The organism is Burkholderia anthina, from assembly GCF_001547525.1.
In the GTDB taxonomy this organism is placed as follows: domain Bacteria; phylum Pseudomonadota; class Gammaproteobacteria; order Burkholderiales; family Burkholderiaceae; genus Burkholderia; species Burkholderia semiarida.
The window spans coordinates 1866200-1893048 of the sequence record NZ_LNJP01000003.1 but is presented as its reverse complement, the minus strand read 5'-3'; the positions used below and the strand labels follow the sequence as shown (position 1 = coordinate 1893048).

Here is a 26849-nt window from a genome sequence, read left to right as displayed (position 1 = left end):
GAAGGGGAGTCGCGATGCCGAAAGTCGGAATGCGGGAGATACGCCGCGCCCAGTTGATCGATGCCACGCTGCGCTCGATCGACGAAGCGGGCCTGCCCGGCACGACGCTCGCATCGGTCGCGCAACGCGCGAACATCTCGACGGGCATCGTCAGCCATTACTTCGGCGACAAGGACGGCCTGCTCGAAGCGACGATGCGGCACGTGCTGCGCGACCTGTGGTCGGCCACCACGCGCCGCCGCGCCGCCGCACGCAAGGACCCGCGTTCCCGGTTGCGTGCCGTCGTCGCCGCGAACTTCGACGACACGCAGGTCAGCGCGCCTGTGATGAAGACATGGCTCGCGTTCTGGTCGCAGAGCATGCACGACCCGATGCTCAAGCGGCTGCAGCACGTCAACACGCGGCGCCTCCATTCGAACCTGTGCGCCGAATTCGCCAAGGCATTGCCGCGCACGAAAGCGCGCGAAGCCGCCAGCGGCCTCGCCGCGCTGATCGACGGCCTGTGGCTGCGCGGCGCGCTTGCCGGCGGCCCGATCGACACCCGAGCCACATTGAAGCTCGCCCACGATTACATCGACCTGCTGCTCGCGTCCAACTGACGCGCCACGCAGTCGCCTACCAGGAGATCCTCATGTCCGTATACGGTTTGCAGCGCCTCTACATCGGCGGCGGTTACGTCGACGCCACCAGCGGCAAGACTTTCGACACCTTCGACCCGGCCACCGGCGAGTTGCTCGCGCAGGTGCAGCAGGCGAGCGCGGCCGACGTCGACCGCGCCGTTGCGTCCGCGCGGGAAGGCCAGCGCGAATGGGCGGCGATGACCGCGATGCAGCGCTCGCGCATCCTGCGCCGCGCGGTCGACCTGCTGCGCGAGCGCAACGACGAGCTCGCGGCGATCGAAACGCGCGACACCGGCAAGCCGATCGGCGAGACGCTCGCGGTCGACATCGTCACCGGCGCCGACGTGATCGAGTACTACGCGGGCCTCGCGACCGCGATCGAAGGGCTGCAGGTACCGCTGCGCGCCGAGTCGTTCGTGTACACGCGCCGCGAACCGCTCGGCGTGTGCGCGGGCATCGGCGCATGGAACTACCCGATCCAGATCGCCTGCTGGAAGACGGCGCCCGCGCTCGCGGCCGGCAACGCGATGGTGTTCAAGCCGAGCGAAGTCACGCCGCTGACCGCGCTGAAGCTCGCGGAAATCTATACGGAAGCCGGCGTGCCGGCCGGCGTGTTCAACGTCGTGCAGGGCGACGGCTCGGTCGGCGCGCTGCTCACCGGCCATCCGGACATCGCGAAGGTGTCGTTCACCGGCGGCGTCGAAACCGGCAAGAAGGTGATGTCGCTCGCCGGCGCATCGTCGCTGAAGGAAGTGACGATGGAGCTCGGCGGCAAGTCGCCGCTGATCGTGTTCGACGATGCGGACCTCGACCGCGCGGCCGACATCGCGGTAACCGCCAACTTCTTCAGCTCGGGCCAGGTCTGCACGAACGGCACGCGCGTGTTCGTGCACCGCTCGATCAAGGACGCGTTCACGCAGAAGGTGCTCGAACGCGTGAAGCGCATCCGCGTCGGCAAGCCGACCGACGCCGACACCAACTTCGGCCCGCTCGTGTCGGCCGCGCAGCTCGACAAGGTGCTCGGCTTCATCGAAAGCGGCAAGGCCGAAGGCGCGAAGCTGCTCGCGGGCGGCACGCGGCTGACCGACGGCCACTTCGCGAACGGCCAGTACGTCGCCCCGACCGTGTTCGGCGATTGCCGCGACGACATGAAGATCGTGCGCGAGGAAATCTTCGGGCCGGTGATGAGCATCCTCGATTTCGAATCGGAGGACGAAGTGATCGCCCGTGCGAACGACACGCACTATGGCCTCGCGGCCGGTGTCGTGACCGAGAACCTGTCACGCGCGCACCGCACGATCCATCGCCTCGAAGCGGGCATCTGCTGGATCAACACGTGGGGCGAATCGCCGGCCGAGATGCCGGTTGGCGGATACAAGCAATCGGGTGTCGGACGCGAGAACGGCATCACGACGCTCGAGCACTACACTCGAATCAAGTCGGTGCAGGTCGAGCTCGGCCGCTACAACCCGGTGTTCTAATACAAGGAGAGCCGTCATGACGACACGCGAATACGACTACATCATCTGCGGCGCAGGTTCCGCGGGCAACGTGCTCGCGACGCGCCTGACGGAAGATCCGAACGTCACGGTGCTGCTGCTCGAAGCGGGCGGCCCCGACTACCGCTTCGACTTCCGCACGCAGATGCCGGCCGCCCTCGCCTACCCGCTGCAGGGCCGCCGCTACAACTGGGCATACGAGACCGATCCCGAGCCGCACATGGACAACCGCCGGATGGAATGCGGCCGCGGCAAGGGGCTCGGCGGCTCGTCGCTGATCAACGGGATGTGCTACATCCGCGGCAACGCGCTCGACTACGACAACTGGTCGACGCACAAGGGCCTCGAGAACTGGACGTATCTCGACTGCCTGCCGTACTTCAAGAAAGCCGAGACGCGCGACGTCGGCCCGAACGACTATCACGGCGGCAGCGGCCCCGTGTCGGTCACGACCAGCAAGCCGGGCGTGAACCCGCTGTTCGAAGCGATGGTCGACGCGGGCGTTCAGGCCGGCTATCCGCGCACCGACGACCTGAACGGCTATCAGCAGGAAGGCTTCGGGCCGATGGACCGCACCGTCACGCCGAAGGGCCGCCGTGCGAGCACCGCGCGCGGCTACCTCGACCAGGCGAAGATGCGGCCGAACCTCGAGATCGTCACGCATGCGCTCGCCGACCGCATCCTGTTCGACGGCAAGCGCGCGTCGGGCGTCACGTACCTGCGCGGCACCGAGCGCGCGACCGTGCATGCGCGCCGCGAAGTGCTCGTGTGCAGCGGCGCGATCGCGTCGCCGCAACTGCTGCAGCGCTCGGGCGTCGGCCCCGGCGCATGGCTGAAGGAACTCGACATTCCCGTCGTGCTCGATCTGCCCGGCGTCGGCCAGAATCTGCAGGACCACCTGGAGATGTACATCCAGTACGAGTGCAAGGAGCCGGTCTCGCTGTACCCGGCGCTCAAGTGGTGGAACCAGCCGAAGATCGGCCTCGAATGGATGCTGAACGGCACGGGCCTCGGCGCGAGCAACCACTTCGAGGCGGGCGGCTTCATCCGCACGCGCGACGACGACCCGTGGCCGAACATCCAGTATCACTTCCTGCCGGTGGCGATCAACTACAACGGCTCGAACGCGATCGAGATGCACGGCTTCCAGGCGCACGTCGGCTCGATGCGCTCGCCGAGCCGCGGCCGCGTGAAGCTGCGCTCGCGCGACCCGAACGATCACCCGAGCATCCTGTTCAACTACATGGCCGAAGCGCTCGACTGGCGCGAGTTCCGCGATGCGATCCGCGCGACGCGCGAGATCATGCGGCAGCCCGCGCTCGACCGCTATCGCGGCCGCGAGCTGAACCCGGGCGCCGACTGCAAGAGCGACAAGGAACTCGACGCATTCGTGCGCGCCCGCGCGGAAACCGCGTTCCATCCGTCGTGCTCGTGCAAGATGGGTTACGACGACATGGCGGTGGTCGATGAAGAAGGCCGCGTGCACGGGCTCGACGGGCTGCGCGTCGTCGATGCGTCGATCATGCCGATCATCACGACCGGCAACCTGAACGCCCCGACGATCATGATCGCCGAGAAGATCGCCGACAAGATCCGCGGCCGCACGCCGCTCGCGCGGGTCGACGTGCCGTACTTCGTCGCGAACGGCGCACCGGCGCGCAATGTCGCGAAGGCCGTGCGGCAACCCGAGACCGTCTGATCGATCCAGCGCCCGCACCGGGCGCCGCGATACCCTCCCCCGCGGCTCGCGGCGTTCTCGCCCCGAGCCGCGTTTCATTGCGTCTTCCCGCTTGCGCCGCCTGCCCGGGGTACGGAAACGCCCCGCATCCGTTTCGCACGCACGATCGGGTTCCTGCGCGACGTCAGGCTCATCGCATCGCGCAAGCGCTCGAACGCCGCATCCTCCTTCGGCCCGAAGCGGCTGACCGCCGGCCACGCGAGGACGTGATCAAGCCATTCCGGCCAGGTGTCGCCATGGAAGCCGCGGCCGATTTCCCGCACCGTATCCGGCGCGGCGATCATGACGCCCGCCAGCAGGTAGTAGGCCCAGAAACTGCCGGCGCCTGTCAGTCGATCGAGCCGGCACACGGATAGCGCGGCGAACAGCCCGTCCACCGACGCAAGATCGGCGCGGTGCGTGCGGATCGCCCGCGCGACGAGGTTGTGCCGGCCGCCGTACGCCTGAACCGAAACGCCGTTGCCCGCGGCTAGTTCTGCCGAAAACATCGCGAATGCGGCCATCTCGTCGATGCGCGCCGCGTCGTCGCGCGGGCCGCATGCGCGCAGCACGATCGCGTCGATGACGGCGCCGGGACGAGTCGGTGCTTCCGTGCTCGTTGCCACGACCGCGGCGAGCCTGTCTCTCAGGTTCTTCGCATTGGGTGTGTCGCGCTGCCCGTCGGGTTCGCTCGCGAGGCGTGCGCCCGCGTCTTCGCCGCTGCATTCGACGCCATCGGCAATCCGTTCGAGCGCGGCCCAGCCGACGTCCGGATCGTCGAATGCGCAGGCATCGATCAGGCCGTGCGCGGTGTCGAATACGGCACGCGAGCCCGGGCAGCGACGTTCGGCTTCGGCGAGTTGCCGGACGGAAGGCACGTGCGAGCACGCGCCGAGCGGATCGGCCGGGTCGCATGCGCAGCCGCCGCCATCGGTCGCGATCCACGGGACGAGCCGGTGCAGGACCGCGGTCGCTTCGCGGGAGAGGCTCGCGCCAGTTCCCGCACGTCGCGCGTGCGACGCGACGACGGGCGGGTCGCCGGCGTCGCTCGCGGTCATCGCGCAGGCCGCCGTGTCGAGATGGTCGATCAGGTACTGCAGCCACGCGGCCGTGCGCAGCCGGTCGGGCGTCGCGCCGTGGGCATCGCCATACTTTGCTGGATCGGTAAGCATGGTTCCGGCCAATTGGAATAGTCTCGTTTCAATCGAATCGGGAGGCGCGGTGCGTCACGCCTGCCCTGCAGGTCCGCCCGTGCCGGATCTCGACACGGGCGGCCAACCGGTCGTCACGCGGATAAGCGCGACGACGCGAATACATCGAGGAAGCGAAAGCGACAACCCGCGTGCGAACCGCCCGATCCTCACGCACGGCCCTCCCGCGCGGCGGGTCCCCGCTTCGGTCGCGCGCCGCTTACTGCACGTGGAACTTCGGCGACGTCAGGATCGTGCCGCCCACCGTGCAGTCCGGCGTCAGCGTGGCGTTGTTGAACGTCAGCGACGAGTTCGCATCGCTCCACGCCATCACGACCTTGCTCGGCCCGCACGTGCCGAGCAGCGTGACGTTCACCTTCACGTTGTTGATCGACAGTTGCGTCGTGCTGTCGGCCTGCCCCGTCCACGGCGACGTGCTGCTCGCGCTGCCGCTGATCAGGCCGCACGTCGCGCCGCCCGTGAACGTCGTCGAGGTGATGTTGACGATACCGGTCGACGTGATGGTGCCGTTGAACGTCGCATTGCAGGATGCGGTAATCGATCCCTTGCTGAGGTTCGTGAGCCCCGTCGCCGAGAACGGCTCGCCGTTCGGATTCATCGGTTGGCCGTCGGCGCGCGACACGGTGACGGCGAAAGCAGGCGCGGCCGAAACCGCGGTGAAAGCCACTGCAGCAACAAGCGATACGATTTTGCGAATGCTCATTTGAACTGCCCCCTCTCTTCACAAATGGCGGCACGCCGCCAGGAACGCGACCTTCCGGCCGGAACGATCCGGCCGGTTGGTCACAGGAAGCCGCCGGCACGCGTCATGCGCGCCGGTCGGCTCAGAACTTGTAGGAAATCCCGACGAACGTGATCAACGGGTCGGCCTTCAACCGCGTGCGCGTGGTCGCGAGCGTCGAGCCGTCGGCCGCCTTGATCACGAGCGACGAGTAGGTCTTCAGCGGCATGTACGTCAGCGTCGCCGTGAGTCCCCAGTGCTTGTCGATCGCGTAGCTCGCGCCGACGTTGTAGACCGGCGTGAACGACGACGACGCCTTGCCCTCCACCGACGTCGCGCCCGGCTTGCCGGCGCCGGCCGCGAGCACGCTGCCGAGGTTCTCGTTGATGTCCTTCGCGAAGTTGCCGTTCAGTTCGATGTTGCTGAACCAGCTGTAGGCCACGCCGATCCCGACGAACGGGCGGAACCTCGCCGTCGGCGAATTGAAGTAGTACTGCAGGATGATCGTCGGGCTCCACTGCCGCGCATTCTTCACGGCCGGCTGGTTCGCCGACTTGTCCATGTCGACGTTGCCGAGCGCGCCGGCCGGGCCCGGCGGCTTGATCACGCCGTGGCCCGTCAGCGTGAACTCGGGCGGCACGCCGAGCACCGACGTCACCGCGATGTGGTCGGTGAAGAAGTGCGTGAGCGTGAGGCCGACCGTATCGGCGTTGTTGACCGTCAGGCTCGTGCCCGGCGACGTGAACGAACCGGGCAGACGCAGCGGCCCGTTGATCGGCATGTTCGCGAGATTCGTCGTGAGCCCGTTGGTCGAATCCTGCGGCATGATGTGCAGCCAGCCCAGCGTCGCGACGTTGTCGCCCGCCTGCTGGGCCGATGCGAGCGTCGACGCGCCTGCGACGACACCCGCGACAATCAGCTTCTTCATGAAGTCTCCCCCTCGTTCCGTCGGGGCGCCGCGTAGTCGCGCGCGGCGCCGCCATGTCTCCATCCACACGCGGTCACTGCACGAACGCGCCGACCGTGAAGTACGGGTTGCGCGTATCGGCCATGTCGAGGAACCCGAACACGCCGCCGGTGAACACGAACTTGCCGGTCGCCGGCCCCGACGCCGCGTCCGCATGCACGGTCGTCACGACGCCCGGCACCTTCTGCGTGTAGTCGAGGTTCAGCGCGCGCGTGAGCGCGGCCTGCGACGCGTTGAACGGATCGAGCAGCGTCGCCTGCGCACCGACGAGCGCGGTCGCGCGGTAGTTGAACGCGCTGTCCACGCCCGTGTACTCGCCGTCCTGCGAACCCTGCGCGATCGCCGTCCGCGGGCTCAGGAACGAGATGCCCGATTCGTCGTCCGCGCTCGGCGGGCCCTGCGTGAGGTCCGCGTTCGCGGCGCCGGTGCGGATGAAGATCGGCACGAGCTGGTTGCGCAGCTTGCCGACGATCAGGATCCCCTTGCCGGCCTTCGCCGGATCGAGCGCGGCGAGCGTCGGCGGAATCTGCGGCTGGTAGTTCAACGACTGGAACGCCGGCGCATCGGGGCGCAGCGTGAACGGCTGGTTCACGGTCGCGCTCGACGCAAGCGGCTGCCCGCCGTTCTTCTTGCCGAAGTTGTCGGTTTCCGTATAGCTGCCGTCCGCGTCGATCGTCACCGTCTGGTCGAGCGCCACCGGCTGGAAGTTCTGCGACGGCACCTGGTGATAGCCGAGCTGGTTGTACGTGCCGGCGATCTTCGTCAGGTCGGTTTCCAGCGACGAGAAGCTGATGAACGGGTAGTACGGGAACGTCGTCTTCGGAATCTTGCCGACGCCGATCACGCCGTCGAACTGGATCGTCGCGCCGGGGATCGCGCCGCCCAGCACGCCTTCGCCGAGGAACAGCCGCGCGGGCCGGCTCGGGTCGAGGCTCGCGTTCTGCATCCGGAACGTGCACTGGTTCAGCTTCACCGTCGGCAGCCCCGTCTCGTCGGCCAGCGTGCCGTCGACCACGTTCGCCGGTGCGGTGTCCCGCGTCGGCTGCACGGTACCCGTGGTGGTCGGCACCGGCGATGCGAGGTAGGTCATCCGGTACGTCATCTTCGTCGTGTCGAGCTGTACTTTCACGAGCTCGCCCGACCCGGAGCCGCCGACGAACACCGTGTTGTAGTCGATCGTCTGCGGGCACAGCCGGACCACCGGCGCGGGCGGCGGGTCGCCGTCGCCGCCGCATGCGGCCAGCACGGGCGCGAGCGACGCCGCGGCCATCCACTGTTTCACATTCATAGGAATCCTCTTGAAATTCGGTTCGCCGGCGGCGACGCGTGCGCCGCCGGTGCTACGTGTTCAATGCGGGGTTACTGGACGAACGCGCCGACCGTGAAGAACGGATTGACCTTGTTGTTGTTGACGACCATCGCGTAGACGTTGCCGGCCGTCACGAGCCAGCCCGTGTCGCCCTTGCTGAAGATCGCCACGTTGCCGTTCGCGCCCTTCGCGTTGAAGTCCTGCGTGGCGGTCACCTTGATCTTGCCGGGCGTGGCCTGCGCATAGTCCAGCGCGAACTGCGAGGTGACCGACGACGTCTGCGGATCGATGAACGCCGCGGTATTGCCCTGGAACAGCGTGGACGTATAGTTCGCGGCCAGCGTCGACACGGCGGTACCGTCGTTGCAGCTTCCGGCTTCCGACATGAACACGCCGTTGACGAACGCACCAGGAAGGTCCGGGTGCGGGATGGACGGATCGAAGCTCGGCCGCGCCAGCGCGATCGCGTTCGGCTGCCCGTTGGAGGTCACGATGCCGCATGCCGATGCGCTGGTCGCGCCGATGTAGCCGCCCTTCAGCGAATTCGCCGCGATCGCGCTGGCCGACGACAGCATCGAGATCCCGACCTCGGCATCCGCGACCGACGCGAGCAGGTTGGTCGGATCGACGTGCGTGTAGCCGACACGAATCACGATCGGCACGCGTACGCCGTTCAGCTTGCCGACGATCATGATGCCCTTCGCCTGACTCGGCGCAATCACGAGCGATGCGCCCTGCCCCGCGACCGGATACACGAGCGTGCCGAACTGGTCCGGGACCGCGTTGCTCACGAACACGTTGTCGGCCGAACCGTCCGCGTTCTTGCGCAGCGCCCAGGGCGACCCGGTCGTCTGGCACGAGTAGTCGCTGCCCTGGGTAATCGTGCATGAGCCGTCCGCATTGAGCGTCTGGTTCCAGTTGACGACGTCCGGCTCCCAGCCGACCGGCCCGCTCGAGCTCTGGCCATTGCCGCCGAGCGGCGACAGATGAATGCCGACCTCGTTGTAGTTCCCCGCGACCTTCGAGAAGTCGGTTTCCGTTTCGACGAAACCGATGAACGGATAGAAGTCGAACGTGCGCGACGGCACGGTGCCGAGGAACAGGCCCGGTACGATCTCGATGCCCGGGAACGCGATCGTCGCCCCCGGAATCCCGCCGCCCACCACGCCGTTGCCCACGAACAGCATCGGCGGATCCGCACGGTTGATCGTCACCGCATACGCGCCGTCGCTCGTCGCGCCGCTGTCGAGCACGAACGCGCAGCGGTTCTGCTCGGCCGTCGGAAGATTGGTCGGATGATGGAACGCGCCGCTGATCGTCAGGCCCGCGCGCGTGTCGTTGACTTGCCCTGCCGAGGTCGGCACCGACGATTCGATGAACTGCATCTGATAGGTGAGCTTCGTCGTGTCGAACTTCACCTTCACGTACTCGCCGCTGCCGGCGCCGCCCGTGTACGTCGTCGTGTAGTCGAGCGCGTCCGGACACAGCTTCGTCACGACGGGCGGCGTCGTGTCGGCGCCGCTCGGCCCGCATGCGCTGCCCGAGCACTGCGGCACGGTGATCGGCCCCGGATCGTCGCCGCCGCCGCAACCGGCGACGAACGGCAGCGCCAGCACCGCACACGACAGGATCGCCTTCCGCCATTCAGGAATGCAAATCATCAACCCCTCCTTTTCAGGTACGACAAGTCTCGTCCGGCCGGGCTGCATGGCCCGCCGGTTGGTATCGCGCCGCCGCACGGACGCGCGGCGCATGATGGTGCGCGCATCACCGCCGCGATGCCGTTCACGCACATGCGGCACACGCCGCGGCGGCGGCCAAGCGCGCTCCCGCGGCGCCGTCATGCGGCACGGCGCCGTCGGAACGATCGAAACGGAAAGTGGCTTGCCGCTACACGGCGAGGCGACGATGCAGGCACGCGATCCGCGGCGCGCCTGCATTCGGCGAAAAATCGGGAAACGGCAGTCCGGCTGGCCCGGCGGATAGGCGTCTCATGATGTGGTCTCCATACGTACGCTTGATTCGTTATCGTGATGCGTCGTTCGTCGAGACTATGATCGGACCATTCCCACAAGTAAATGGATGCAGAGTTCCAAACGAATGAACCCGCGCAATCCTAGCGTTTGTACGGTATTTAACAGATTTTCAAACGGCCTTCATTTTATTTGCTCAGACAAATACCCGGCCCGTGGAACGCGCGTTTGAATGGCAGCCGCCAATCCTCGCCGAGCCAAGCCGGCCGGCCCTGGGCGGCACGCACGCATGCTGCGGCGCAACCTCACACGTCGATGATCGCGAGCGTGCCGTGGCTGCCGGGCAGCACCGCGTGGCGCGTGCCGGCGTGCACGAGGTACATCTGTCCGGCCCCGACCACGACCGTTTCTCCGTCGACCTCGAGCATCAGCGTGCCGTCGAGCACCAGCAGCCCCTCGTTGTAGTCGTGCACTTCCGCTTGGTAAGGCTGCGCATCCATGCGCAATACCTTGATCCGGGCCGGCCCCACTTCGCCGACGATCGTGGATTTCCATGCGGCGGCCTGTGCGTCCGCCACGGATTTGAAATCGACCAAGGACATGCGCGCCGCTCCCTATCACGATGAAAGGAACGCATTATCGCGAGCGCCGCATGTGCCGTCCCGGTACGGCGCGAGGGCCGGCAGGCAGCACAGTCGGTCGGCATGTCGGGCAGCCACGCCGGGCGCGGCCCGATACACGGAAAAGAACCCCGATTGTTCGCATCTTTCAACTAAAACATCGAATCATTGGGAAATCCGCACGTAATCCACGCAAATCCGGCACCGACGCTGCCCGACTTTTCCATCAGAATGCATTTCGATGTGCCGATTGCTAATATGGCGGTCCCGCGATCCCGCACCACCCTGCCGTTCGACATGACGCCCGTTCGCCATGCCGTTCCCGGTCCCGGCCGCTGCGCAGCGGCGGCGGCGCCGGGCACGCGCGGCGCCCGCCGTCGCACCGGGCGGCCGTGCCATCCGTGAGCATGCAACCGATCCTTTCCGTCTCCGACCTCTCCAAGACTTACGCGTCCGGCTTCCAGGCGCTGAAGCACGTGACCCTCGACATCCGCCCCGGCGAGATCTTCGCGCTGCTCGGGCCGAACGGCGCCGGCAAGACGACGCTGATCGGCTCGATCTGCGGCATCGTCACGCCGACCGAAGGCCGCGTGACGGTCGGCGGCCACGACATCCGCGATCAATACCGCGCGGCCCGCGAAATGATCGGCCTCGTGCCGCAGGAGCTGACCACCGACGCGTTCGAAAGCGTCTGGGCCACCGTGTCGTTCAGCCGCGGCCTGTTCGGCAAGGCGCCCGATCCCGCGTACATCGAGAAGACGCTGAAGGCGCTGTCGCTGTGGGACAAGCGCGACAACAAGCTGATGACGCTGTCGGGCGGCATGAAGCGCCGCGTGATGATCGCGAAGGCGCTGTCGCACGAGCCGCGCATCCTGTTCCTCGACGAGCCGACGGCCGGCGTCGACGTCGAGCTGCGCCGCGACATGTGGAAGCTCGTCGATTCGCTGCGCGAAAGCGGCGTGACGATCCTGCTGACCACGCACTACATCGAGGAAGCCGAGGAGATGGCCGACCGGATCGGCATCATCCTCGGCGGCGAGCTCGTGCTCGTCGAGGAAAAGCGCGAGCTGATGCGCAAGCTCGGCAAGAAGCAGCTCACCGTGCAACTCGAGCACCCGCTCGCGGAAGTGCCGCCGGCGCTCGCGCCGTTCGGGCTCGAGCGCGCGGAAGACGGCGCCGCGCTCGTCTATACGTACGATTCGCAGCGTGACGACGCGAGCATCGCGAAGCTCATCAACGCGCTCGGCTCGGCCGGCATCGGCTTTCGTGACCTGCATACGACGCAGAGCTCGCTCGAGGACATTTTTGTCAGCCTGATCGACAACCGCCGCAACGGCGTGCAAGGAGCCTGACGCATGAACTGGCATGGAATCCGCGCGATCTACCGCGCAGAAATGGCCCGCACGCGCCGCACGCTGATGCAGAGCATCATCGCGCCGGTGATCTCGACGTCGCTGTATTTCGTCGTGTTCGGCTCCGCGATCGGCTCGCGCATCAGCGACGTGAACGGCATCGGCTACGGGTCGTTCATCGTGCCGGGCCTCGTGATGCTGTCGCTGCTGTCGCAGAGCATCTCGAACGCGTCGTTCGGCATCTACTTCCCGCGCTTCACCGGCACGATCTACGAGATCCTGTCCGCGCCCGTGTCGTACTGGGAGATCGTGATCGCGTACGTCGGCGCGGCCGCGTCGAAGTCGATCCTGCTCGGCGTGATCATCCTCGCCACGGCCGGCCTGTTCGTGCCGCTGCACATCCTGCATCCGGTCTGGATGGTGCTGTTCCTCGTGCTGACGGCCGTCACCTTCAGCCTGTTCGGCTTCGTGATCGGCATCTGGGCCGACAGCTTCGAGAAGCTGCAGCTCGTGCCGCTCCTGATCATCACGCCGCTCACGTTCCTCGGCGGCAGCTTCTACTCGGTCGACATGCTGCCGCCCGCGTGGCGCGTCGTCACGCTGTTCAACCCGATCGTCTACCTGATCAGCGGTTTCCGCTGGTCGTTCTACGGGATCGCCGACGTGCACGTGTGGATCAGCCTCGCCGCGACCGCGCTGTTCCTCGTGGTCCTCCTCGCGGTCGTCGCGTGGATGTTCCGCACCGGGTACAAGCTGAAGAACTGACGCACGCGGGCGTCGCGCGCGCCGCCCGCCGATGACGCATTTCGGCAAGCGGGCGGCGCTTTTCCTCTGATGCGGCAGTTTGTGGTCGCGTCTACTGAACGTGAAGCATCGGGGCCCTCGAGCATGCGCTGCGCGGCCCCTTTTTCATTTCAGAGGACGCCATGCCCGCCGCCACCGCTCCCGCCTCCGCCGCCGCCCGGCTCGAACGCCTGCCGTTCTCCGGCTATCACAAGCGCATCTTCTTCATCATCGCGATCGCGTTCTTCTTCGACTCGGTCGACCTCGGCACGATGACGTTCGTGCTCGGCTCGATCCGCAAGGAGTTCGGGCTGTCGACGGCCGCCGCCGGCCTCGTCGCGAGCGCGAGCTTCTTCGGGATGGTGCTCGGCGCGGCCGTGGCCGGCCTGCTCGCCGACCGGTTCGGCCGCCGGCCCGTGTTCCAGTGGAGCATGGTGCTGTGGGGCGCCGCGTCGTACCTGTGCTCGACCGCGCAGAGCGTCGACGCGCTGATCGTCTATCGCGTGCTGCTCGGCATCGGGATGGGAATGGAGTTTCCGGTCGCGCAGACGCTGCTGTCCGAATTCGTGCCGACCGAGAAGCGCGGCCGCCTGATCGCGCTGATGGACGGCTTCTGGCCGCTCGGCTTCATCACGGCCGGCATCGTCGCGTATTTCGTGCTGCCGCAGTTCGGCTGGCGCACCGTGTTCGCGCTGCTCGCGATTCCGGCCGTATTCGTGCTGGTCGTGCGCCGCATCGTGCCCGAATCGCCGCGCTGGCTCGAGCATGCGGGCCGGCACGCCGAAGCCGACGCGGTGATGCATGCGATCGAGGCGAAGGTGATGCGCTCGGCCGGCGTCACGACGCTGCCGCCGCCGTCGCGGCTCGCCGAGCCCGCCGCCGCACGCGGGCGCGGCGCGCTGCGCGAGATCTGGAGCGGCGTGTACCGTCGCCGCACGGTGATGGTGTGGCTGCTGTGGTTCTTCGCGCTGCTCGGCTTCTACGGCCTCACGTCATGGCTCGGCGCGCTGCTGCAGCAGGCCGGCTTCGAAGTCACGAAATCGGTGTTCTACACGGTGCTGATCTCGCTCGGCGGCGTGCCGGGCTTCCTGTGCGCCGCGTGGCTCGTCGAACGCTGGGGACGCAAGCCGACCTGCATCGCGTCGTTGATCGGCGGCGGCGCGATGGCGTATGCGTACGGCCAGAGCGCGCTGTATGGCGGCAGCACGACGCTGCTGATCGGCACGGGCCTCGCGATGCAGTTCTTCCTGTTCGGGATGTGGGCGGCGCTGTACACGTACACGCCCGAGCTGTACGGCACCGGCGCACGCGCGACGGGGTCGGGCTTCGCGTCGGCGATCGGCCGCATCGGCTCGCTGATCGGACCTTACGTGGTCGGTGTCGTGCTGCCGGTGTTCGGCCAGGGCGGCGTGTTCACGCTCGGCGCGCTGTCGTTCGTCGCGGCGGCAATCGCCGTGTGGACGCTCGGGATCGAGACGAAGGGCCTCGCATTGGAACAACTGGCGGCAGGCGACGAAGCCGGCGGCAGCCGGTATCCGGCGGCGGCGGCGGACAAGGCGTCCTGATCGTCGCGCGGGCTCTCGGCCCGTTTCGGGCCGGGCGGGTGTTCGGCGCCGTGCCCGGCCGGGCCGGTCAGGCGCCCGAGACGACGAACTCTTCGGCCGCCTTGCGCTGGACCGCGGCCATCACGGCCAGCTCGCGCTTGCTGCGTGCGTCGCCGGACACGACGCCCGTCGCATGCTTCGCCTTCGCACCGAGCGGGAAAAACACGAACGATGCGCCGGCCGGGGCCGCCGGCTCCGCGCGCAGGCGTTTGTTCAGGATTTTCAGGTACTTCTTCTTCGAAACTTCCTTGACAGCCATGGCGCCCTCCGCATGCACGTGGTGCGGACCAGCATACCAGCTTTGCCGAGGCGCTCCGTGACAGTGGTATGCGCCGCCGCGCGCTCTCGCGCCCGTGCATGCTCGCAACGGGCCTGCACCGGCCTCACTATCGAACTTTCCAAACAAGGGCACGGGCGAAAGGCGCGCTGTTCCGGACGCCGAGGACAAGACTGTCCCGCTGGAAGGCACCGCGAGAAACCGAAAGCAACCCGTTCAAGCGTCGCTGCCACGGCGCCCTTTCCGATCGAGCGTCAAGCAATCAGTTCAAGGTGCTTGGCGCCATTCGGCACGGCGTCGACGACCAGACGCCGATCAAAAGTCGCCAGTTTGCCTTTGTGCGCGCGAGCCAGCGCCAGCAGGTACGTATCGGTCAATTGCGCGGGCGACAGCAAACGGGTGGCGTCGACGTGCTGTTCGTCCAGCAAGCTCACGTCGTCCGGCCAGAAAGTGTGGCCGGCATGCGACCGCAGTTGCGCGACGAGCGGAGCAACGGACACCGGCGAGCCCATCGTATTCGGGTATTTCGGATTGCCGATGATCCGAAGCACGCCGTTCTCGGTGAGCGGGCAGGTAGACCATGCCGAATGACCTACCCTTCCAAACCATGCATGTGCAGGCTCGTGCTGAACATGCGCAGGATCCAGCAAGGCGATGAGGACGTTGATGTCGAGCAGGTAGGTCATCAAAGTGAATCGTCGCGAAGTTGATTAACGATGTCGGGCGTGACGGGACGTGCCGTCCCGGAGACCGGCATCAACGGCAAGCCGTTGCGGCTCGACTGATTCGTCGTCGTCCGCTGCAGTGCCGCGCGGGCGAGATCGGAAATAACCTTGCCGATACTCACGCCCGGCTTCGCGCGCTCCCGTGCGAAGGCGAGGACGTCGTCATCGATGTCCAGAGTGGTGCGCATGTCTCTCTCCTGATAGGCATCAAACATCAAGCATCACTATTATATGGCAGACGCATCAGACATCAAGCATCCCGCATCAGTGCTGTTGTAAACGTGAGGGCGCGCAGCGCGCTTGCCGATCGGATCCACAGCGTGCCTGGTGCGCGTGCCGCCCGCGGCAAGAGCGGCGGCCGGCATCGCCGCTTCCATCGCTGATGAAAACTTTTTCCCGCGATGTCGATTCGCGTCGTCGCCGCGCGTCGTGTTGTCGTAACCCTGCGTTTGCCGCCTCCGGCCGGCAGACACCCTCGTTCCCTTTCAAGGAGATAAGACAATGCGCGTCATGGTCATCGTCAAAGCCACCGCCGATTCCGAATCCGGCCAAATGCCCGATACCGACATGCTGGCCGCGATGGGCCAGTTCAACGAGGAACTGGTAAAAGCCGGCATCCTGCTCGCCGCCGACGGGTTGCGCCCGAGCAGCCACGGCAAGCGCGTGCACTTTTCCGGCAAGAACCGCACGGTCATCGACGGCCCGTTCGCCGAAACGAAGGAGCTCGTCGCCGGCTACTGGCTCTGGCGCGTGAAATCGATGGAAGAGGCCGTCGAGTGGGTGAAGCGCTGCCCGAACCCGATGCCCGGCGACTCCGACATCGAGATCCGCCCGCTGTTCGAGGCCGAGGATTTCAGCCCCGCATTCACTCCCGGGCTGCAGAAGCCGTAAGCGGCCATCGTCGCGGAAATCGACGCGGCAGAAGCCCTGAACCGGGCATACGGGCGGTGCGGGCGCCGCCCGCATGCGCCCAAATGAGCCGGTTGACGGAAGCCCGTCTAGTAACGTATCGTTTTGTTACGTTACTAGACGGGCTTCCGACATGCATTCCCGTTTCGACCGTTTCCGCTTGACCGCACTCGGCGCGCAGCTCGAAGCGCTGATCGAGCAGCCCGAACGCTATCTCGAGTTCGCGGCGCTGTCGCGCGTCGGCGTCGCCGCGATCGGCGCGATCCAGGACGAGATCGCGCGCAAATTCCCCGAAGTCGAAGCCGACACGACGGCCCGCCAGTTCTGCGGCGCGATGGTCGCCGACGTCATGCGTCGCCGCGGCCATGAGGTCGTGCAGGCGCGCGGGCGGCTCGGCGGTGCGCTGTTCAGCTATGGCGCGGTGTTCAGCGCGCACCCGCAACGGCTACCGTTCGCCGACGTCGTCGCCGCGCTGGCCCGCATGCCGGCCCGACTCGCCGCCTGCGCGGCGCATGTGCCGGCGGCGCTGGCCACCCGCCGCCCGGCCGGCACCGGCTTCTCGCTCGTCGAACATGCGTGCCACCTGCGCGATCTCGATGCGGTGTTCGCCGCGCGTATCGAGGCCGTGCGCACGGCCGAGCTTCCCGTGATCGAATCCGTCGACGGCACCGCGCTGGCCGCGCAACGCGACTATCTCGCGCAGCCGCTCGATCTCGCCGTCGCGGCGTTTCGCAGCGGCCGTGCCGCGCTGTGCGCCGCCGCGGCCGCGCTGGAACCGTCGCAACTCGCGCGCTGCGGGCTGCGCGACGGCATCCGCCGCATGTCGCTCGACGAACTCGTGCGCGAGTTGCTCGACCACGACCGCACACACATGCTCGAACTCGACGAACTGCTCGCCGAGCTCGAATTGCCGCCCCTGCCTTCAGCACACGGCGCATGATCACGCCCACGCCCGTCGTCTTCATTCACGGCTTCATCGGCACGTTCGACGTGCGCGGCTGGAGCGGCCCGCACCTCTGCCCCGACCTGCTCGGCTACGGCGCGCATCGCACCACGCCGCCCGACGCGATCTCGCTTGCCGCGCAGGTCGAGCACGTGCGGCACACCGTCGATACGCACTTCGGCATGGAGCCGGTCGACGTCGTCGGCCATTCGGTCGGCGGCGCGATCGCCATGCTGTTCGCGCACGCGCACCCCGAACGCGTGCGGCGCATCGTCAACATCGAAGGCAATTTCACGCTGGACGACGCGTTCTGGTCGGCCTCGGTCGGCCGCATGACGCCCGACGAAGCCGATGCGATGCTCGACGGCCTGCGCGCGGCCCCGCTCGACTGGCTGCGCGGCGCGATCGACGACCCGTCGCCGGGCCAGCTCGCCGACGCACGCCGCTGGCTTGCGCATCAGCCGGCATCGACGCTGCGCGCGATGGGCCGATCGGTGGTCGAGACGACGGGCGCGGCGGGCTACCTGCCGGCGCTCGCGCAGGTGTTCGAGCGTCATCCCGTCTGGCTGATCGCCGGCGAACGCTCGCGCGCGGGCTGGCACGTGCCCGCCCACGCGCTCGCCCGCTGCGCCGGCTTCGACACGATCGCCGGCTGCGGGCACCTGATCGCGGCCGAGCGGCCCGACGCGTTTCGCGCCGCCATCGCACGCATCGTATGCGAGCCGCCCGCCTGACAACCCGTAGGATTCGCCGAAATATGGTTGAAAGGCACGGTTGCTAGAGTCGCCGGAACAGGGTTTTCCCGGCATCCGGCCGGACTGGATCGACACATGCGAGGATCGATGAACCTGGCACGTACCTTCTGGCTGCTCCTGCTGCTCGCCGTCACGAGCCCTGCCTTCGCATTTCATGCGCGGGTCGTCGCGATTCCGAGCGCCGCGATGAGCGAAACGCTGAAGGCCACCATCGTGCTGCCCGACGGTTACGCGCGCGACCACCACGGCGAACGCTATCCCGTCGTCTATCTGCTGCACGGCTCGGGCGGCGACCATACCGACTGGACGTCGAACACGCACATCGCCGCGCTCGCCGACCGCTACCGCGTGATCCTCGTGATGCCCGACGGCGGACACGAAAGCTGGTACATCGACAGCCCGTTCGATTCGGGCAGCCGCTACGAAACCTTCGTCGGCGACGAAGTCGTGTCCTATGTCGACCTGCATTTCCGCACGATCGCGGCCCAGCACGCACGCGCGATCACCGGGCTCAGCATGGGCGGCTTCGGCGCGCTGCGCATCGCGCTCGACCGGCCCGACACGTTCGGCGCGGTCGGCAGCATCAGCGGCGCGGTCGACCCGCGCTGCTGCGCGAACGAGCCGGGCATCGACCACGTGTTCGGCGATCCCGGCCGCCATCCGTCGTTCTGGAACCGCAACGTGATCGTCGAAAACGCGCGGGCGTTCGTGCGCGCGCATCTCGACCTGACGATCGATTGCGGCCGCGACGATGCCTTCGTCGACTCGAACCGCACGCTGCACGAACGGCTCGTCGCGCTCGGCGTGCCGCACGACTATGCGGAGCGCCCGGGCGGCCATACGTGGGATTACTGGGCGAATGCGATCCGCTACCAGATGCGGTTCTTCGCGACCTCGTTCCAGCATCGCGGCTACGCGTCTCGCGCCGCGCCATCCGTACCGTCCGCGCCGGACATGGCCCGCGCGGGCCGACGCACGGCAACCGCTCAAGGCGGCTATCCGGCCGAAGGCCGCAAGGCCTGACGTCGAGAATCGAAACGGGGTGACGAACCGGCATGCCGCGCAACGCGCCCGGCAGGAAGATGAACGCGCGTCGCACGACGCACGAAAAAGAGAAACGACGAAGCCGTCAGTTGCCGTGCGCGGTATCCGCGCCGACGACGCGATCGAAGAATTCCTGTGCACGCGCCAGCTCGTCGAGCGCGCGATCGAGACGCGACATCGCGCGTGCGTAGTGGGCCGACGAGCCGTCGTCGTCGCTTTCGCCGCGCACGGCGCGAAACGCCTGATCGACGTTGCGCGTCGCTTCGACGAAGCGTTGCGCGGCCCGCGCTTCCCGCGAACGGATATGGGTCGACATCGACACTCCTCCCTCAGGATTGCAGTGTGAAGCACGCCGACGCCCAGTGTGCGTGGTACGCATGTCGGCGGCGTGAACCACGACCCGTCGCATATCGACGCATCCGCCGCCGCGCCGCGCGCTTCGTGCCGATTGTCGCGCCGCGCTCGCCGATCCGCTACGGCGAGATTGCAACAAATTCTTGCGCGAACGGCTTCGCGTGGGTCGTCACGCGCGCCCGATGCGCGGATGCGCCAGCCCCGCGAACGCGGCCGCCTCGCCCGGCGACAGGTCGAACAGATCGCCGGTGAGATCGCGCGGATGCTCGACCGCCGGCCGGTGGCGCATGCGCGCGACATGCGTGGGCGCCACATACGCGGCCGCCGTTTCGAGCGGCGGCACGTCGAACAGATCGCGCGTGACGCCGCGCACGGCGTCCGTCGGCGAACGGCCGCGCAAGCGCGCGACCAGTTCGACGAAGCGATCGAAATCGCCCGCGCGCGTGGCCTTGTTCACTTCCGCGAGATCGCGCGCCTTCAGCACGCACGGCTGCGCCAGCCGCACGAAATACGGCGCTTCGAGCTCGACCGACAGCGCGAGCGGATAGCTCTTGCCCGTCTGTTCCTTCGCACGCCCGACGCAGTCGACCACGGCCGCCCCCTGTGCGGCGCCCAGCGGCTTGCCGGTGCTCACGCTGCGCAGGTGATCGGGAAACACGCGCAACTGCGTGCCGACCGTCAGCGCGGTGGACGACGCGCACACGAGCGCGTAGTGCTGCTCGCGACGCCGGCCCGACGGCAGCGTCGAGCGGCTGGCGATGAACGTATGCGGCGGCAACGGCCGCACCTGCCCGCCTGCGTCGACCCACGCATTCCACAGCAATGCGTCCTTGCGCTCGCCCGCGCGCGGACGCGACGCGACCGGCGAGAACAGCGCGAGCAGCGAACCGGTGCGATGCGCGGCGACTTGCGCGCTGTTGCCGAGCGGCTGGTTGATGCCCCACAGAAAACGCCCGCCTCCGAGCCGGCGCTCCCATTCCTTGCGGAGTACGACGGTCGGCAGCTCCTCGCCGGACTCGGTGCCGATCTTGGTCCAGCAGAACGTGGGAGGGAGGTGTTTCAGTGTCATCAACTTTCTCGGGATACAGCCTCGCTGCTGACAGCAAGCCCATTCAACAGCCGTAACTGTATAGGTATAATGCATCGCATGGAAGCCCCGGACCAAGATTTTCCCGTTCAAGACCTGTTGCGCCGCCTGATGGCGGATACACGCTCGTCCAGCGAAATCGCGCGGCTTTCCGGGGTCAGCCAGCCTACCGTGTCGCGCCTTCGGTTGTCGAACGGGCGCCGGCTGCGCCGCAGCGCGCCATTCAATAAGCTATGCAGTTTCTATGGTGTCGATACGGAGCCGTCGCGCCGTCGGTACAACGACCTGCTGCGCGACGCGATCGTCGACGCGTGGGACGGGTCGGACGAGCACGGGCGCGCGCTGCTGGTCGTGATTCAGGGGCTGAAGGATTTGCAGGCGAAGGCGGATGACGGGTGATGGCGCGCGCGTGCGCGGTCATTCATCGAGATTGAATGCGGTGGGTAAGCGCGCCCGCATCGGCGGCGGCGCGCCGTTTTCTCCCCGCGCGGCGCGGCGGCGCGCAAGCACCGCGTCGCGCGCGGCTGCCTTCGTCCTGACCGCGCGCCTCAGCGCTCGCACGCCGCGTCGCATTGCGCGAGCGAATTCTCCTTGCTGCGAAACACCAACGGCTGTTCGGCGAGCGGCGCGCGACGTCGCGCGAACTGCACGGCCTGTTCGACCTGGCCGTGATGGGCGGACTTCGCGCACACCGGGTCGGCCTCCTTCGGGTCGCCGGCCAGCAGGTAGGCCTGACACCGGCAGCCGCCGTGATCCGTATGCCGCTCGTCGCACGTGCGGCACGGCTCGCGCATCCAGTCGTCGCCGCGAAACGCGTTGAACGCATCGCTGTCGTACCAGATTTCCCGCAGCGACCGGTCGCGCACGTTCGGCAACGCGAGCCCCGGCAGCGACCGCGCGGCATGGCACGGCAGCGCGGTGCCGTCCGGTGCGACACCGAGAAACACCGAGCCCCAGCCGTTCATGCACGCTTTCGGGCGGCGCTCGAAATAGTCGGGCACGACGAACAGGATCTTGCAGCGCTCGCCGATCAGCTTGCGATAGCGGTTGACCGTGTCCTCGGCCTCGCGCACCTGCTCGACGGTCGGCATCAGTTGATCGCGATTGAGCATCGCCCAGCCGTAATACTGCGTGTTCGCGAGCTCCAGGTAATCGGCGCCGAGATCGAGCGCCATCTCGATGATCTGCCCCACGTGCGGCAGGTTGTAGCGATGCAGCACGCAGTTGAGCACCATCGGGTAGCCGTGCGCCTTGATCAGCCGCGCCACGTCGCGTTTCAGTTCGAACGTACGCGTGCTGGTCAGGAAATCGTTCAGCTCGCGCGTCGAATCCTGCAGCGACAACTGAATATGATCGAGCCCGGCGGCCTTGAGCCGCTCGATGCGCGCGACGTTCAGCCCGATGCCCGACGTGATCAGGTTCGTATAGAAGCCGAGCCCGCGCGCATGCGCGACGAGCGTCTCGAGGTCGCCGCGCTGCAGCGGCTCGCCGCCCGAGAAGCCGATTTGCGCGGCGCCGAGCGCGCGCGCGTCGCTGATGACCGTGCGCCACGCGTCGGTGTCCAGTTCCGCGCCGTGCGTCGCGAAATCGACCGGGTTGTAGCAGAACGCGCAATGCAGCGGGCAGCGGTACGTGAGTTCCGCGAGCAGCCACAGCGGCGCGGACGGACGGGAAGTGTCGGGCGCCATGTCAGTCGAGCCAGCCGCGCAGTCGCGCATGATCGAGGAAGCGGTAGACGTCGGTCGCGAGATCGGATTGCATGAACAGGCGCTCGAGCTCGCCGATGATGTCGTCCAGTTCGCGCGTGCCGTCGCAGCGCGCGAGTATCTCCCCCGCGCTCGGATTGAGCTTGACCATGCCCTCCGGATAGAGGAGCACGTACGCATCCTGGGCCGCCTCCCATTGGAGGCGGTACATGCCCCTGAGGCAGGGGCGCAGCGGCACGCCGCTGGCGGCTTCGATCGCGTTCATAGCGGATAGGCCTTTTCGACGGCGTCGAGCATCGACCACAGGATGTCGAGCTTGAATTGCAGGATGCCGAGCGCGCGCTGCTGCGCGTCCGGTGTCGTGAAATGCTCCAACGTGACCGCGAGCCCGTGCTCGACGTCGCGCTGCGCGAGCGGCACACGGCTGCGGAAATAATGCAGCCCGGCCGCCTCGATCCACGGGTAATGCGACGGCCAGCCCGCGAGCCGGTCGAGATGGATCTGCGGCGCGAACATCTCGGTCAGCGACGAGCACACGGCTTCCTGCCACGGCGCGCGCCGCGCGAAGTTCACGTACGCATCCACCGCGAAACGCACGCCGGGCAGCACGTGTTCGAGCGACCATAGCTCGTCGCGCGTCAGACCGCATGCCTCGCCGAGCCGCACCCACGCCTCGATGCCGCCTTCGTTGTCGCCCTGCCCGTCGTGGTCGATCAGCCGCTGGATCCAGCGGCGCCGCGTCTCGCGGTCGGGACAGTTCGACAGGATCGCCGCATCCTTGAGCGGAATGCAGATCTGGTAATAGAAGCGGTTCGCGACCCAGCCGCGGATCTGCGTGGGCGAACAGGCGCCGCTGTTGAGCCGCCGGTTGAACGGGTGATGGATGTGATAGCGCGATTCGAGCGCACGCAGGCGCGCCTCGAATTCGGTCGCGGTCCAGGGCGTCGCGTGCAACGCCGTAGCGGGGATCGGTGCGTTCATCGTCAGACCTGGAATTGCATGCCGTCGTGCGCGACGTCGATGCCGTGCGCGCGCAGGTGCGCATGCTCGACGGAATGCGGATCGAGAATCGGGTTCGTGTTGTTGATGTGCGTGAGCACCTTGCGCGTGCGCGCGGGCAGCCGGTCGAGCCAGTCGATCATGCCGGGCCGCCCGTGTTCCGCGCACTGCGCGAGATGCCCCATGTCGGCCGCGTGCTTGCCCGACAGGCCGAGATCGATCATCTCGGTCCCGGTCCAGAACGTGCCGTCCACCAGCACGAGATCGGCGCCGTCCATGGCCGCGCGCACGTCGTCGGTGACCGACGCGAGCCCCGGCGCATAGAACGCGCGCCGCCCGCTCGCGACGTCCTCGATCGACAGCGCGATGTTGTCGCCGGGCGCGGCCGACGCACGCCGCGGCGAATAAGGCGGCGCCTTGCTGTCGACGGCGATCGCGGTGAAACGGATCCCGCGCGCCGCGGGCACTTCGAATGGCTCGCCGGGCACGATCGTGTGCGCGGCGACGCCGCAGTAATGGCCGAGCAGCGGCACGAGCGGCAAGCCGGTCGACAGGTCGTCGAGCACCGGCGCGCTCGCGTACAGCGGCAGCGGCGTCGAGCGCTCGCGCAGCATCAGCAGGCCCGTCACGTGATCGATCTGCGCGTCGCACAGCACGACCGCGGCGATGCCGCTGTCGCGGATCGCGCGCGCCGGTTGCAGGTCCGGATCCGCGCGCAACTGCGAAAGAATGTCGGGCGACGCATTGACGAGAACCCAGTCGATGCCGTCTTCGCTGACCGCGATCGACGATTGCGTGCGCGGCACCACATGGCCGCTTCCGCTGCGCGCACGGCGGCAGTTCGCGCAATTGCAGTTCCATTGCGGCAGCCCGCCGCCGGCTCCCGAGCCGAGTATCTTGATCTTCATGGGCGTCAGCTCCCGAGGCCGCCCGCGCCGACCACGGCGAAACGGGCGGCACGCGCGACGATCAGCGGTTGGCGATGTACATCGTGATTTCGAAGCCGAAGCGCAGGTCGGTGTATGACGGTGTCGTCCACTGCATGGTGTGTCTCCTGTTGAGTTGATGAATCGATGAGTCGATGTGTTGTTGCGTGAGTCGAACAACCGCGGTGATCGAGCGGTCGCTTCCTCTTCAGCAAGGAGCGTGCCGATGCGTTGCCTTCACCGCCACGCAGCGGCATACGGCCGTCATCCGGGCATCGGGACGCAATCCTTACGAATGGCCGACACGATTCGCGCGAATGCGCCCGGCCGGCCGGACGGCGCGAGGCACCCGGGCGGTGACAGGTGTTGAATCGTTGAACACCGGTGTTGCAACTTGACACACCGGCTGTGACACGTTGCGCACCCGGCGCACCGGCCGGTGCGCCGTGGCTCGCGTATCAGCTTTCTTCAGACGGGTGGCGCGCCGCGTCGGCCGCGGGCATCTTCCGGTAGATCGTGTTGCGCGACACGCCGAGCGCGCGCGCGGCGGCGGACACATTGCCGCCGTGACGGGCCAGCGCGGCCGCGATCGCGGATGCCGCGACATCCTGCAGACGCGTGTCGGCGGGCGGGAAGGCGTCCACGCCGCAGGGTCCGGCGCCCGCCGCGGCAGGCCGGGCGGGCGCGGCGGGCGACGCGCACGCCTCGGAGACGGCCTGCACAACCTGCGCATCGCCGCGCCGCAGGTCGTCGAAGAAGTCGTCCGGCAGGTGCTCGCGCCGGATTTCGCCGTCGTCGTCGACCATCGCGGCCGCCGTGCGCAGCAGGTTGCCGAGCTGGCGGAAGTTGCCCGGCCACGTGCAGCGCACGAACAGCTCCATCACGTCCGGCGCGACCGACAGCGGCGGCCGCCCCGGCCCCGCGAACGCTTCGCGCTGCAGCATCTTCTGCACGACGACCGCGAGATCCGTGCGGTCGCGCAGCGGCGGCAGGCGCACCACGAGGCCGTTCAGCCGGTAGTAGAGATCCTCGCGGAAACGGTTCTGCGCGATCATGTCGCGCAAATCGCGGTGCGTCGCGCAGATGATCGCGATGTCCACGGGGATCGTCTTCGTCGAGCCGAGCGGGTTGACGAGACGCTCCTGCAGCACGCGCAGCAGCCGCACCTGCAGCGGATACGGCATGTCGCCGATCTCGTCGAGGAACAGCGTGCCGCCGTTCGCCTGCAGCAGCTTGCCGATCGCCCCCTTGCGGCGCGCGCCGGTAAACGCGCCCTCCTCGTAGCCGAACAGTTCGGACTCGATCAGCGTCTCCGGAATCGACGCGCAGTTGACCGCGACGAACGGCGCGTCGCGGCGCGGCGAGTCGTTGTGGATCGCCTGCGCGAGCAGTTCCTTGCCGGTGCCGGTCTCGCCGGTGATCAGGATCGGGATGTCCTTGCCGATCACCTTGCGCACCTTCGCGATCACGCTGGCGACCTGCGCGTCGCCGGTGTCGAGATAGTTGAGCCGCGACAGGCCGGCCGACGTGCCCGCCGCCGGCGCGGGCGCCGCGTTCGCGCGCGCGGCCGGCGCCCCCGCATCGTGGACGTCCGTCGGCCGGCTGCCTTCGGCGAGCGTCGCGCGGCGAAAGTGCACGCGCGCGCACACCACCGCGCCGTTGCCGAGATTGAGCATCAGGTGCCGGTCGGTGCTCGCGCGCATGCGGTCGATCAGTTGCGCACTGGTGATGTCGAACAGCGACGACAGCGTGTGCGCGCGCAGCGCGGCGAGCGGCATGCCGAGCTGGAACTGCGCGCTGCGATTGGCCGACAGGAAGCGGCCGTCGGCGGTGAACGCGACGATCCCCTCCATCAGCGTGCCGAGAAATTCGGGGCGGCCATGGAACGACACCTGCAGCGTTTCCTGAAAGGTCGTCGTAAACAGGTGATTCTCGATCATCTGCACCGACATCTTCGCGAGCGCCATCGTGTGCTGGTGATAGCTGCGGTGGTCGCCCGTCACGTCGAGCACGCCGATCGCGTCGCCGTACGGATCGAGGATCGGCACGCTCGAACAGGTCAGGAAGCGGTTCGCGGCCAGGAAGTGCTGGTCGCCGTGGACGACCATCGGGCACAGCTCGGCCAGCGCCGTGCCGATCGCGTTGGTGCCCTGCCGGTTCTCCGCCCAGTTCGCGCCCGGGCGCAGCGCGACCTTCTCCGCGCGGCGCAGGAAATCGTCGTCGCCGATCGAATGCAGGATCAGCCCTTCCGCGTCGGTCAGCACGATCATGCTCTGCGTGTTGACGATCTGCTCGTGCAGCGTTTCCATCACCGGCATCGCGTGCACGCACAGCACCCGGCTCTGCTCGCGCTTGAGCACCAGCGCCGCGTTCGACAGCACGTCGTAATCGGGGCGTGCCGATACCTGCAGGCCGAACGTCTCCGAGCGCTCGTGGGCCTTCTGGATCGACGGTGCGGGCCAGCCAGCGGGATGCGCGGCCCGTGTCCCGGCCGCCTGCTCTACGTCATCGCGCATTGTCTCCTCCGGGGGATCCTTCCGGTCAACTGCCGGACTCTTTGCCGTCATTGCAAGCAAGCATCGGGCCACGCTGGCGCCGCGCAACCAGATCGAAAGGAGGATGTAATGAATCGCCCGGGCGCGGCGGCGCGTGTCGCGTCGCGCGACGGCCTGTCTGCGTGATACCGCGATTTCCCGGCGCGTGACTACCCGTGCGAATCCGGATCCTCGCGGCTGGCGCGCTTCTCGC

At 67.6% G+C, this 26849-nt stretch carries 28 protein-coding genes; 11 read left to right on the top strand and 17 right to left on the bottom strand.

The window, feature by feature from the left end; all coding sequences use genetic code 11:
* The first annotated feature begins 14 nt into the window (after nucleotides 1-14).
* From betI to betA, 3 genes are read left to right on the top strand one after another with little or no spacing between them, the layout of a single operon-like run.
* On the top strand, nucleotides 15-599 hold the full coding sequence (betI, locus tag WS64_RS28395) for a transcriptional regulator BetI (protein WP_060968412.1): 585 nt from the start codon (nucleotides 15-17) through the stop codon (nucleotides 597-599).
* A 32-nt stretch (nucleotides 600-631) separates the two neighbouring features.
* Nucleotides 632-2101, top strand: coding sequence for a betaine-aldehyde dehydrogenase (gene betB / locus WS64_RS28390; RefSeq protein ID WP_059583225.1), 1470 nt, complete (start codon nucleotides 632-634; stop codon nucleotides 2099-2101).
* 16 nt (nucleotides 2102-2117) lie between these two features.
* Nucleotides 2118-3818, top strand: coding sequence for a choline dehydrogenase (gene betA, locus WS64_RS28385; RefSeq protein WP_059583226.1), 1701 nt, complete (start codon nucleotides 2118-2120; stop codon nucleotides 3816-3818).
* A gap of 74 nt (nucleotides 3819-3892) precedes the next feature.
* On the opposite strand, the gene WS64_RS28380 is transcribed toward betA, so the two are convergent.
* The 6 genes from WS64_RS28380 to WS64_RS28355 form a co-directional block, all read right to left on the bottom strand.
* On the bottom strand, nucleotides 3893-5008 hold the full coding sequence (locus WS64_RS28380) for a hypothetical protein (protein WP_060968411.1): 1116 nt from the start codon (nucleotides 5006-5008) through the stop codon (nucleotides 3893-3895).
* A gap of 238 nt (nucleotides 5009-5246) precedes the next feature.
* Nucleotides 5247-5750 (bottom strand): hypothetical protein, encoded by a 504-nt coding sequence (locus tag WS64_RS28375; RefSeq protein ID WP_059642351.1) that lies wholly within the window; start codon nucleotides 5748-5750, stop codon nucleotides 5247-5249.
* A 121-nt stretch (nucleotides 5751-5871) separates the two neighbouring features.
* A complete protein-coding gene (locus WS64_RS28370; protein ID WP_059583231.1) occupies nucleotides 5872-6696 on the bottom strand; it encodes an OmpW/AlkL family protein in 825 nt (274 codons plus the stop codon).
* A gap of 73 nt (nucleotides 6697-6769) precedes the next feature.
* Nucleotides 6770-8023 (bottom strand): DUF2957 domain-containing protein, encoded by a 1254-nt coding sequence (locus WS64_RS28365; RefSeq protein WP_059642349.1) that lies wholly within the window; start codon nucleotides 8021-8023, stop codon nucleotides 6770-6772.
* 71 nt (nucleotides 8024-8094) lie between these two features.
* Nucleotides 8095-9705, bottom strand: coding sequence for a DUF2957 domain-containing protein (locus tag WS64_RS28360; protein ID WP_060968410.1), 1611 nt, complete (start codon nucleotides 9703-9705; stop codon nucleotides 8095-8097).
* Between the two features lie 617 nt (nucleotides 9706-10322).
* Nucleotides 10323-10619: a cupin domain-containing protein gene (locus WS64_RS28355; protein ID WP_060968409.1), complete on the bottom strand. Its 297-nt coding sequence runs from the start codon at nucleotides 10617-10619 to the stop codon at nucleotides 10323-10325.
* A gap of 425 nt (nucleotides 10620-11044) precedes the next feature.
* On the opposite strand from WS64_RS28355, the gene WS64_RS28350 reads away from it, so the two are divergent.
* The 3 genes from WS64_RS28350 (at nucleotide 11045) to WS64_RS28340 (ending at nucleotide 14337) form a co-directional block, all read left to right on the top strand.
* The gene (locus WS64_RS28350) at nucleotides 11045-11989 is read left to right on the top strand and encodes an ABC transporter ATP-binding protein (RefSeq protein ID WP_059583239.1); all 945 of its coding nucleotides are present in this window, start codon (nucleotides 11045-11047) and stop codon (nucleotides 11987-11989) included.
* A 3-nt stretch (nucleotides 11990-11992) separates the two neighbouring features.
* The gene (locus tag WS64_RS28345; protein WP_060968408.1) at nucleotides 11993-12754 is read left to right on the top strand and encodes an ABC transporter permease; all 762 of its coding nucleotides are present in this window, start codon (nucleotides 11993-11995) and stop codon (nucleotides 12752-12754) included.
* A 161-nt stretch (nucleotides 12755-12915) separates the two neighbouring features.
* A complete protein-coding gene (locus tag WS64_RS28340; protein ID WP_060968407.1) occupies nucleotides 12916-14337 on the top strand; it encodes an MFS transporter in 1422 nt (473 codons plus the stop codon).
* Between the two features lie 67 nt (nucleotides 14338-14404).
* Here WS64_RS28340 and WS64_RS28335 read toward each other — a convergent pair whose 3' ends face one another.
* The 3 genes from WS64_RS28335 to WS64_RS28325 form a co-directional block, all read right to left on the bottom strand.
* The gene (locus WS64_RS28335; RefSeq protein ID WP_059583243.1) at nucleotides 14405-14635 is read right to left on the bottom strand and encodes a hypothetical protein; all 231 of its coding nucleotides are present in this window, start codon (nucleotides 14633-14635) and stop codon (nucleotides 14405-14407) included.
* Nucleotides 14636-14907: 272 nt separating this feature from the next.
* Entirely contained in the window at nucleotides 14908-15339 is a 432-nt protein-coding gene (locus WS64_RS28330; RefSeq protein WP_060968406.1) for a TA system VapC family ribonuclease toxin, read from the bottom strand.
* Nucleotides 15339-15566, bottom strand: a complete 228-nt coding sequence (locus WS64_RS28325) for a hypothetical protein (protein ID WP_060968405.1) — start codon at nucleotides 15564-15566, stop codon at nucleotides 15339-15341. Before WS64_RS28325 ends, WS64_RS28330 begins: the two co-directional genes overlap by 1 nt.
* Nucleotides 15567-15879: 313 nt before the next feature.
* Here WS64_RS28325 and WS64_RS28320 point away from each other — a divergent pair, with 313 nt between their 5' ends.
* The 4 genes from WS64_RS28320 to WS64_RS28305 all read left to right on the top strand — a co-directional run bounded on the left by WS64_RS28320 (nucleotide 15880) and on the right by WS64_RS28305 (nucleotide 19008).
* On the top strand, nucleotides 15880-16269 hold the full coding sequence (locus tag WS64_RS28320) for a YciI family protein (protein WP_060968404.1): 390 nt from the start codon (nucleotides 15880-15882) through the stop codon (nucleotides 16267-16269).
* A gap of 151 nt (nucleotides 16270-16420) precedes the next feature.
* Complete coding sequence (locus tag WS64_RS28315) at nucleotides 16421-17227, top strand: DinB family protein (RefSeq protein ID WP_060968403.1); 807 nt, start codon at nucleotides 16421-16423, stop codon at nucleotides 17225-17227.
* Nucleotides 17224-17964, top strand: coding sequence for an alpha/beta fold hydrolase (locus WS64_RS28310; protein WP_060968402.1), 741 nt, complete (start codon nucleotides 17224-17226; stop codon nucleotides 17962-17964). The genes WS64_RS28315 and WS64_RS28310 overlap by 4 nt, the downstream gene beginning before the upstream one ends.
* A gap of 108 nt (nucleotides 17965-18072) precedes the next feature.
* Nucleotides 18073-19008, top strand: coding sequence for an alpha/beta hydrolase (locus WS64_RS28305; RefSeq protein WP_244166666.1), 936 nt, complete (start codon nucleotides 18073-18075; stop codon nucleotides 19006-19008).
* 106 nt (nucleotides 19009-19114) lie between these two features.
* On the opposite strand, the gene WS64_RS28300 is transcribed toward WS64_RS28305, so the two are convergent.
* Both WS64_RS28300 and WS64_RS28295 read right to left on the bottom strand, forming a co-directional pair.
* On the bottom strand, nucleotides 19115-19345 hold the full coding sequence (locus tag WS64_RS28300; RefSeq protein ID WP_059583251.1) for a hypothetical protein: 231 nt from the start codon (nucleotides 19343-19345) through the stop codon (nucleotides 19115-19117).
* A gap of 207 nt (nucleotides 19346-19552) precedes the next feature.
* Nucleotides 19553-20452, bottom strand: coding sequence for a hypothetical protein (locus WS64_RS28295; protein ID WP_060011993.1), 900 nt, complete (start codon nucleotides 20450-20452; stop codon nucleotides 19553-19555).
* A gap of 78 nt (nucleotides 20453-20530) precedes the next feature.
* On the opposite strand from WS64_RS28295, the gene WS64_RS28290 reads away from it, so the two are divergent.
* Nucleotides 20531-20869 (top strand): helix-turn-helix domain-containing protein, encoded by a 339-nt coding sequence (locus tag WS64_RS28290; RefSeq protein ID WP_012339501.1) that lies wholly within the window; start codon nucleotides 20531-20533, stop codon nucleotides 20867-20869.
* A 149-nt stretch (nucleotides 20870-21018) separates the two neighbouring features.
* Here WS64_RS28290 and pqqE read toward each other — a convergent pair whose 3' ends face one another.
* The 6 genes from pqqE to WS64_RS28265 form a co-directional block, all read right to left on the bottom strand.
* Nucleotides 21019-22158: a pyrroloquinoline quinone biosynthesis protein PqqE gene (gene pqqE / locus WS64_RS28285; RefSeq protein ID WP_059583255.1), complete on the bottom strand. Its 1140-nt coding sequence runs from the start codon at nucleotides 22156-22158 to the stop codon at nucleotides 21019-21021.
* 1 nt (nucleotide 22159) lies between these two features.
* Nucleotides 22160-22441, bottom strand: a complete 282-nt coding sequence (gene pqqD, locus WS64_RS28280; protein ID WP_006480620.1) for a pyrroloquinoline quinone biosynthesis peptide chaperone PqqD — start codon at nucleotides 22439-22441, stop codon at nucleotides 22160-22162.
* Entirely contained in the window at nucleotides 22438-23157 is a 720-nt protein-coding gene (pqqC, locus tag WS64_RS28275; protein ID WP_060968400.1) for a pyrroloquinoline-quinone synthase PqqC, read from the bottom strand. The genes pqqD and pqqC overlap by 4 nt, the downstream gene beginning before the upstream one ends.
* Before the next feature lie 2 nt (nucleotides 23158-23159).
* A complete protein-coding gene (gene pqqB / locus WS64_RS28270) occupies nucleotides 23160-24083 on the bottom strand; it encodes a pyrroloquinoline quinone biosynthesis protein PqqB (RefSeq protein WP_059642320.1) in 924 nt (307 codons plus the stop codon).
* 61 nt (nucleotides 24084-24144) lie between these two features.
* On the bottom strand, nucleotides 24145-24219 hold the full coding sequence (gene pqqA, locus WS64_RS33840; protein WP_006485436.1) for a pyrroloquinoline quinone precursor peptide PqqA: 75 nt from the start codon (nucleotides 24217-24219) through the stop codon (nucleotides 24145-24147).
* A gap of 340 nt (nucleotides 24220-24559) precedes the next feature.
* Nucleotides 24560-26617 (bottom strand): sigma-54-dependent Fis family transcriptional regulator, encoded by a 2058-nt coding sequence (locus WS64_RS28265; protein WP_060968399.1) that lies wholly within the window; start codon nucleotides 26615-26617, stop codon nucleotides 24560-24562.
* Nucleotides 26618-26849: the final 232 nt, after the last annotated feature.

Bases quoted from the DNA above. Each gene is read 5' to 3' on its own strand.
- betI (WP_060968412.1), top strand. From the start codon at position 15: ATGCCGAAAGTCGGAATGCGGGAGATACGCCGCGCCCAGTTGATCGAT.
- betB (WP_059583225.1), top strand. From the start codon at position 632: ATGTCCGTATACGGTTTGCAGCGCCTCTACATCGGCGGCGGTTACGTC.
- betA (WP_059583226.1), top strand. From the start codon at position 2,118: ATGACGACACGCGAATACGACTACATCATCTGCGGCGCAGGTTCCGCG.
- WS64_RS28380 (WP_060968411.1), bottom strand. From the start codon at position 5,008: ATGCTTACCGATCCAGCAAAGTATGGCGATGCCCACGGCGCGACGCCC.
- WS64_RS28375 (WP_059642351.1), bottom strand. From the start codon at position 5,750: ATGAGCATTCGCAAAATCGTATCGCTTGTTGCTGCAGTGGCTTTCACC.
- WS64_RS28370 (WP_059583231.1), bottom strand. From the start codon at position 6,696: ATGAAGAAGCTGATTGTCGCGGGTGTCGTCGCAGGCGCGTCGACGCTC.
- WS64_RS28365 (WP_059642349.1), bottom strand. From the start codon at position 8,023: ATGAATGTGAAACAGTGGATGGCCGCGGCGTCGCTCGCGCCCGTGCTG.
- WS64_RS28360 (WP_060968410.1), bottom strand. From the start codon at position 9,705: ATGATTTGCATTCCTGAATGGCGGAAGGCGATCCTGTCGTGTGCGGTG.
- WS64_RS28355 (WP_060968409.1), bottom strand. From the start codon at position 10,619: ATGTCCTTGGTCGATTTCAAATCCGTGGCGGACGCACAGGCCGCCGCA.
- WS64_RS28350 (WP_059583239.1), top strand. From the start codon at position 11,045: ATGCAACCGATCCTTTCCGTCTCCGACCTCTCCAAGACTTACGCGTCC.
- WS64_RS28345 (WP_060968408.1), top strand. From the start codon at position 11,993: ATGAACTGGCATGGAATCCGCGCGATCTACCGCGCAGAAATGGCCCGC.
- WS64_RS28340 (WP_060968407.1), top strand. From the start codon at position 12,916: ATGCCCGCCGCCACCGCTCCCGCCTCCGCCGCCGCCCGGCTCGAACGC.
- WS64_RS28335 (WP_059583243.1), bottom strand. From the start codon at position 14,635: ATGGCTGTCAAGGAAGTTTCGAAGAAGAAGTACCTGAAAATCCTGAAC.
- WS64_RS28330 (WP_060968406.1), bottom strand. From the start codon at position 15,339: ATGACCTACCTGCTCGACATCAACGTCCTCATCGCCTTGCTGGATCCT.
- WS64_RS28325 (WP_060968405.1), bottom strand. From the start codon at position 15,566: ATGCGCACCACTCTGGACATCGATGACGACGTCCTCGCCTTCGCACGG.
- WS64_RS28320 (WP_060968404.1), top strand. From the start codon at position 15,880: ATGCGCGTCATGGTCATCGTCAAAGCCACCGCCGATTCCGAATCCGGC.
- WS64_RS28315 (WP_060968403.1), top strand. From the start codon at position 16,421: ATGCATTCCCGTTTCGACCGTTTCCGCTTGACCGCACTCGGCGCGCAG.
- WS64_RS28310 (WP_060968402.1), top strand. From the start codon at position 17,224: ATGATCACGCCCACGCCCGTCGTCTTCATTCACGGCTTCATCGGCACG.
- WS64_RS28305 (WP_244166666.1), top strand. From the start codon at position 18,073: ATGAACCTGGCACGTACCTTCTGGCTGCTCCTGCTGCTCGCCGTCACG.
- WS64_RS28300 (WP_059583251.1), bottom strand. From the start codon at position 19,345: ATGTCGACCCATATCCGTTCGCGGGAAGCGCGGGCCGCGCAACGCTTC.
- WS64_RS28295 (WP_060011993.1), bottom strand. From the start codon at position 20,452: ATGACACTGAAACACCTCCCTCCCACGTTCTGCTGGACCAAGATCGGC.
- WS64_RS28290 (WP_012339501.1), top strand. From the start codon at position 20,531: ATGGAAGCCCCGGACCAAGATTTTCCCGTTCAAGACCTGTTGCGCCGC.
- pqqE (WP_059583255.1), bottom strand. From the start codon at position 22,158: ATGGCGCCCGACACTTCCCGTCCGTCCGCGCCGCTGTGGCTGCTCGCG.
- pqqD (WP_006480620.1), bottom strand. From the start codon at position 22,441: ATGAACGCGATCGAAGCCGCCAGCGGCGTGCCGCTGCGCCCCTGCCTC.
- pqqC (WP_060968400.1), bottom strand. From the start codon at position 23,157: ATGAACGCACCGATCCCCGCTACGGCGTTGCACGCGACGCCCTGGACC.
- pqqB (WP_059642320.1), bottom strand. From the start codon at position 24,083: ATGAAGATCAAGATACTCGGCTCGGGAGCCGGCGGCGGGCTGCCGCAA.
- WS64_RS28265 (WP_060968399.1), bottom strand. From the start codon at position 26,617: ATGCGCGATGACGTAGAGCAGGCGGCCGGGACACGGGCCGCGCATCCC.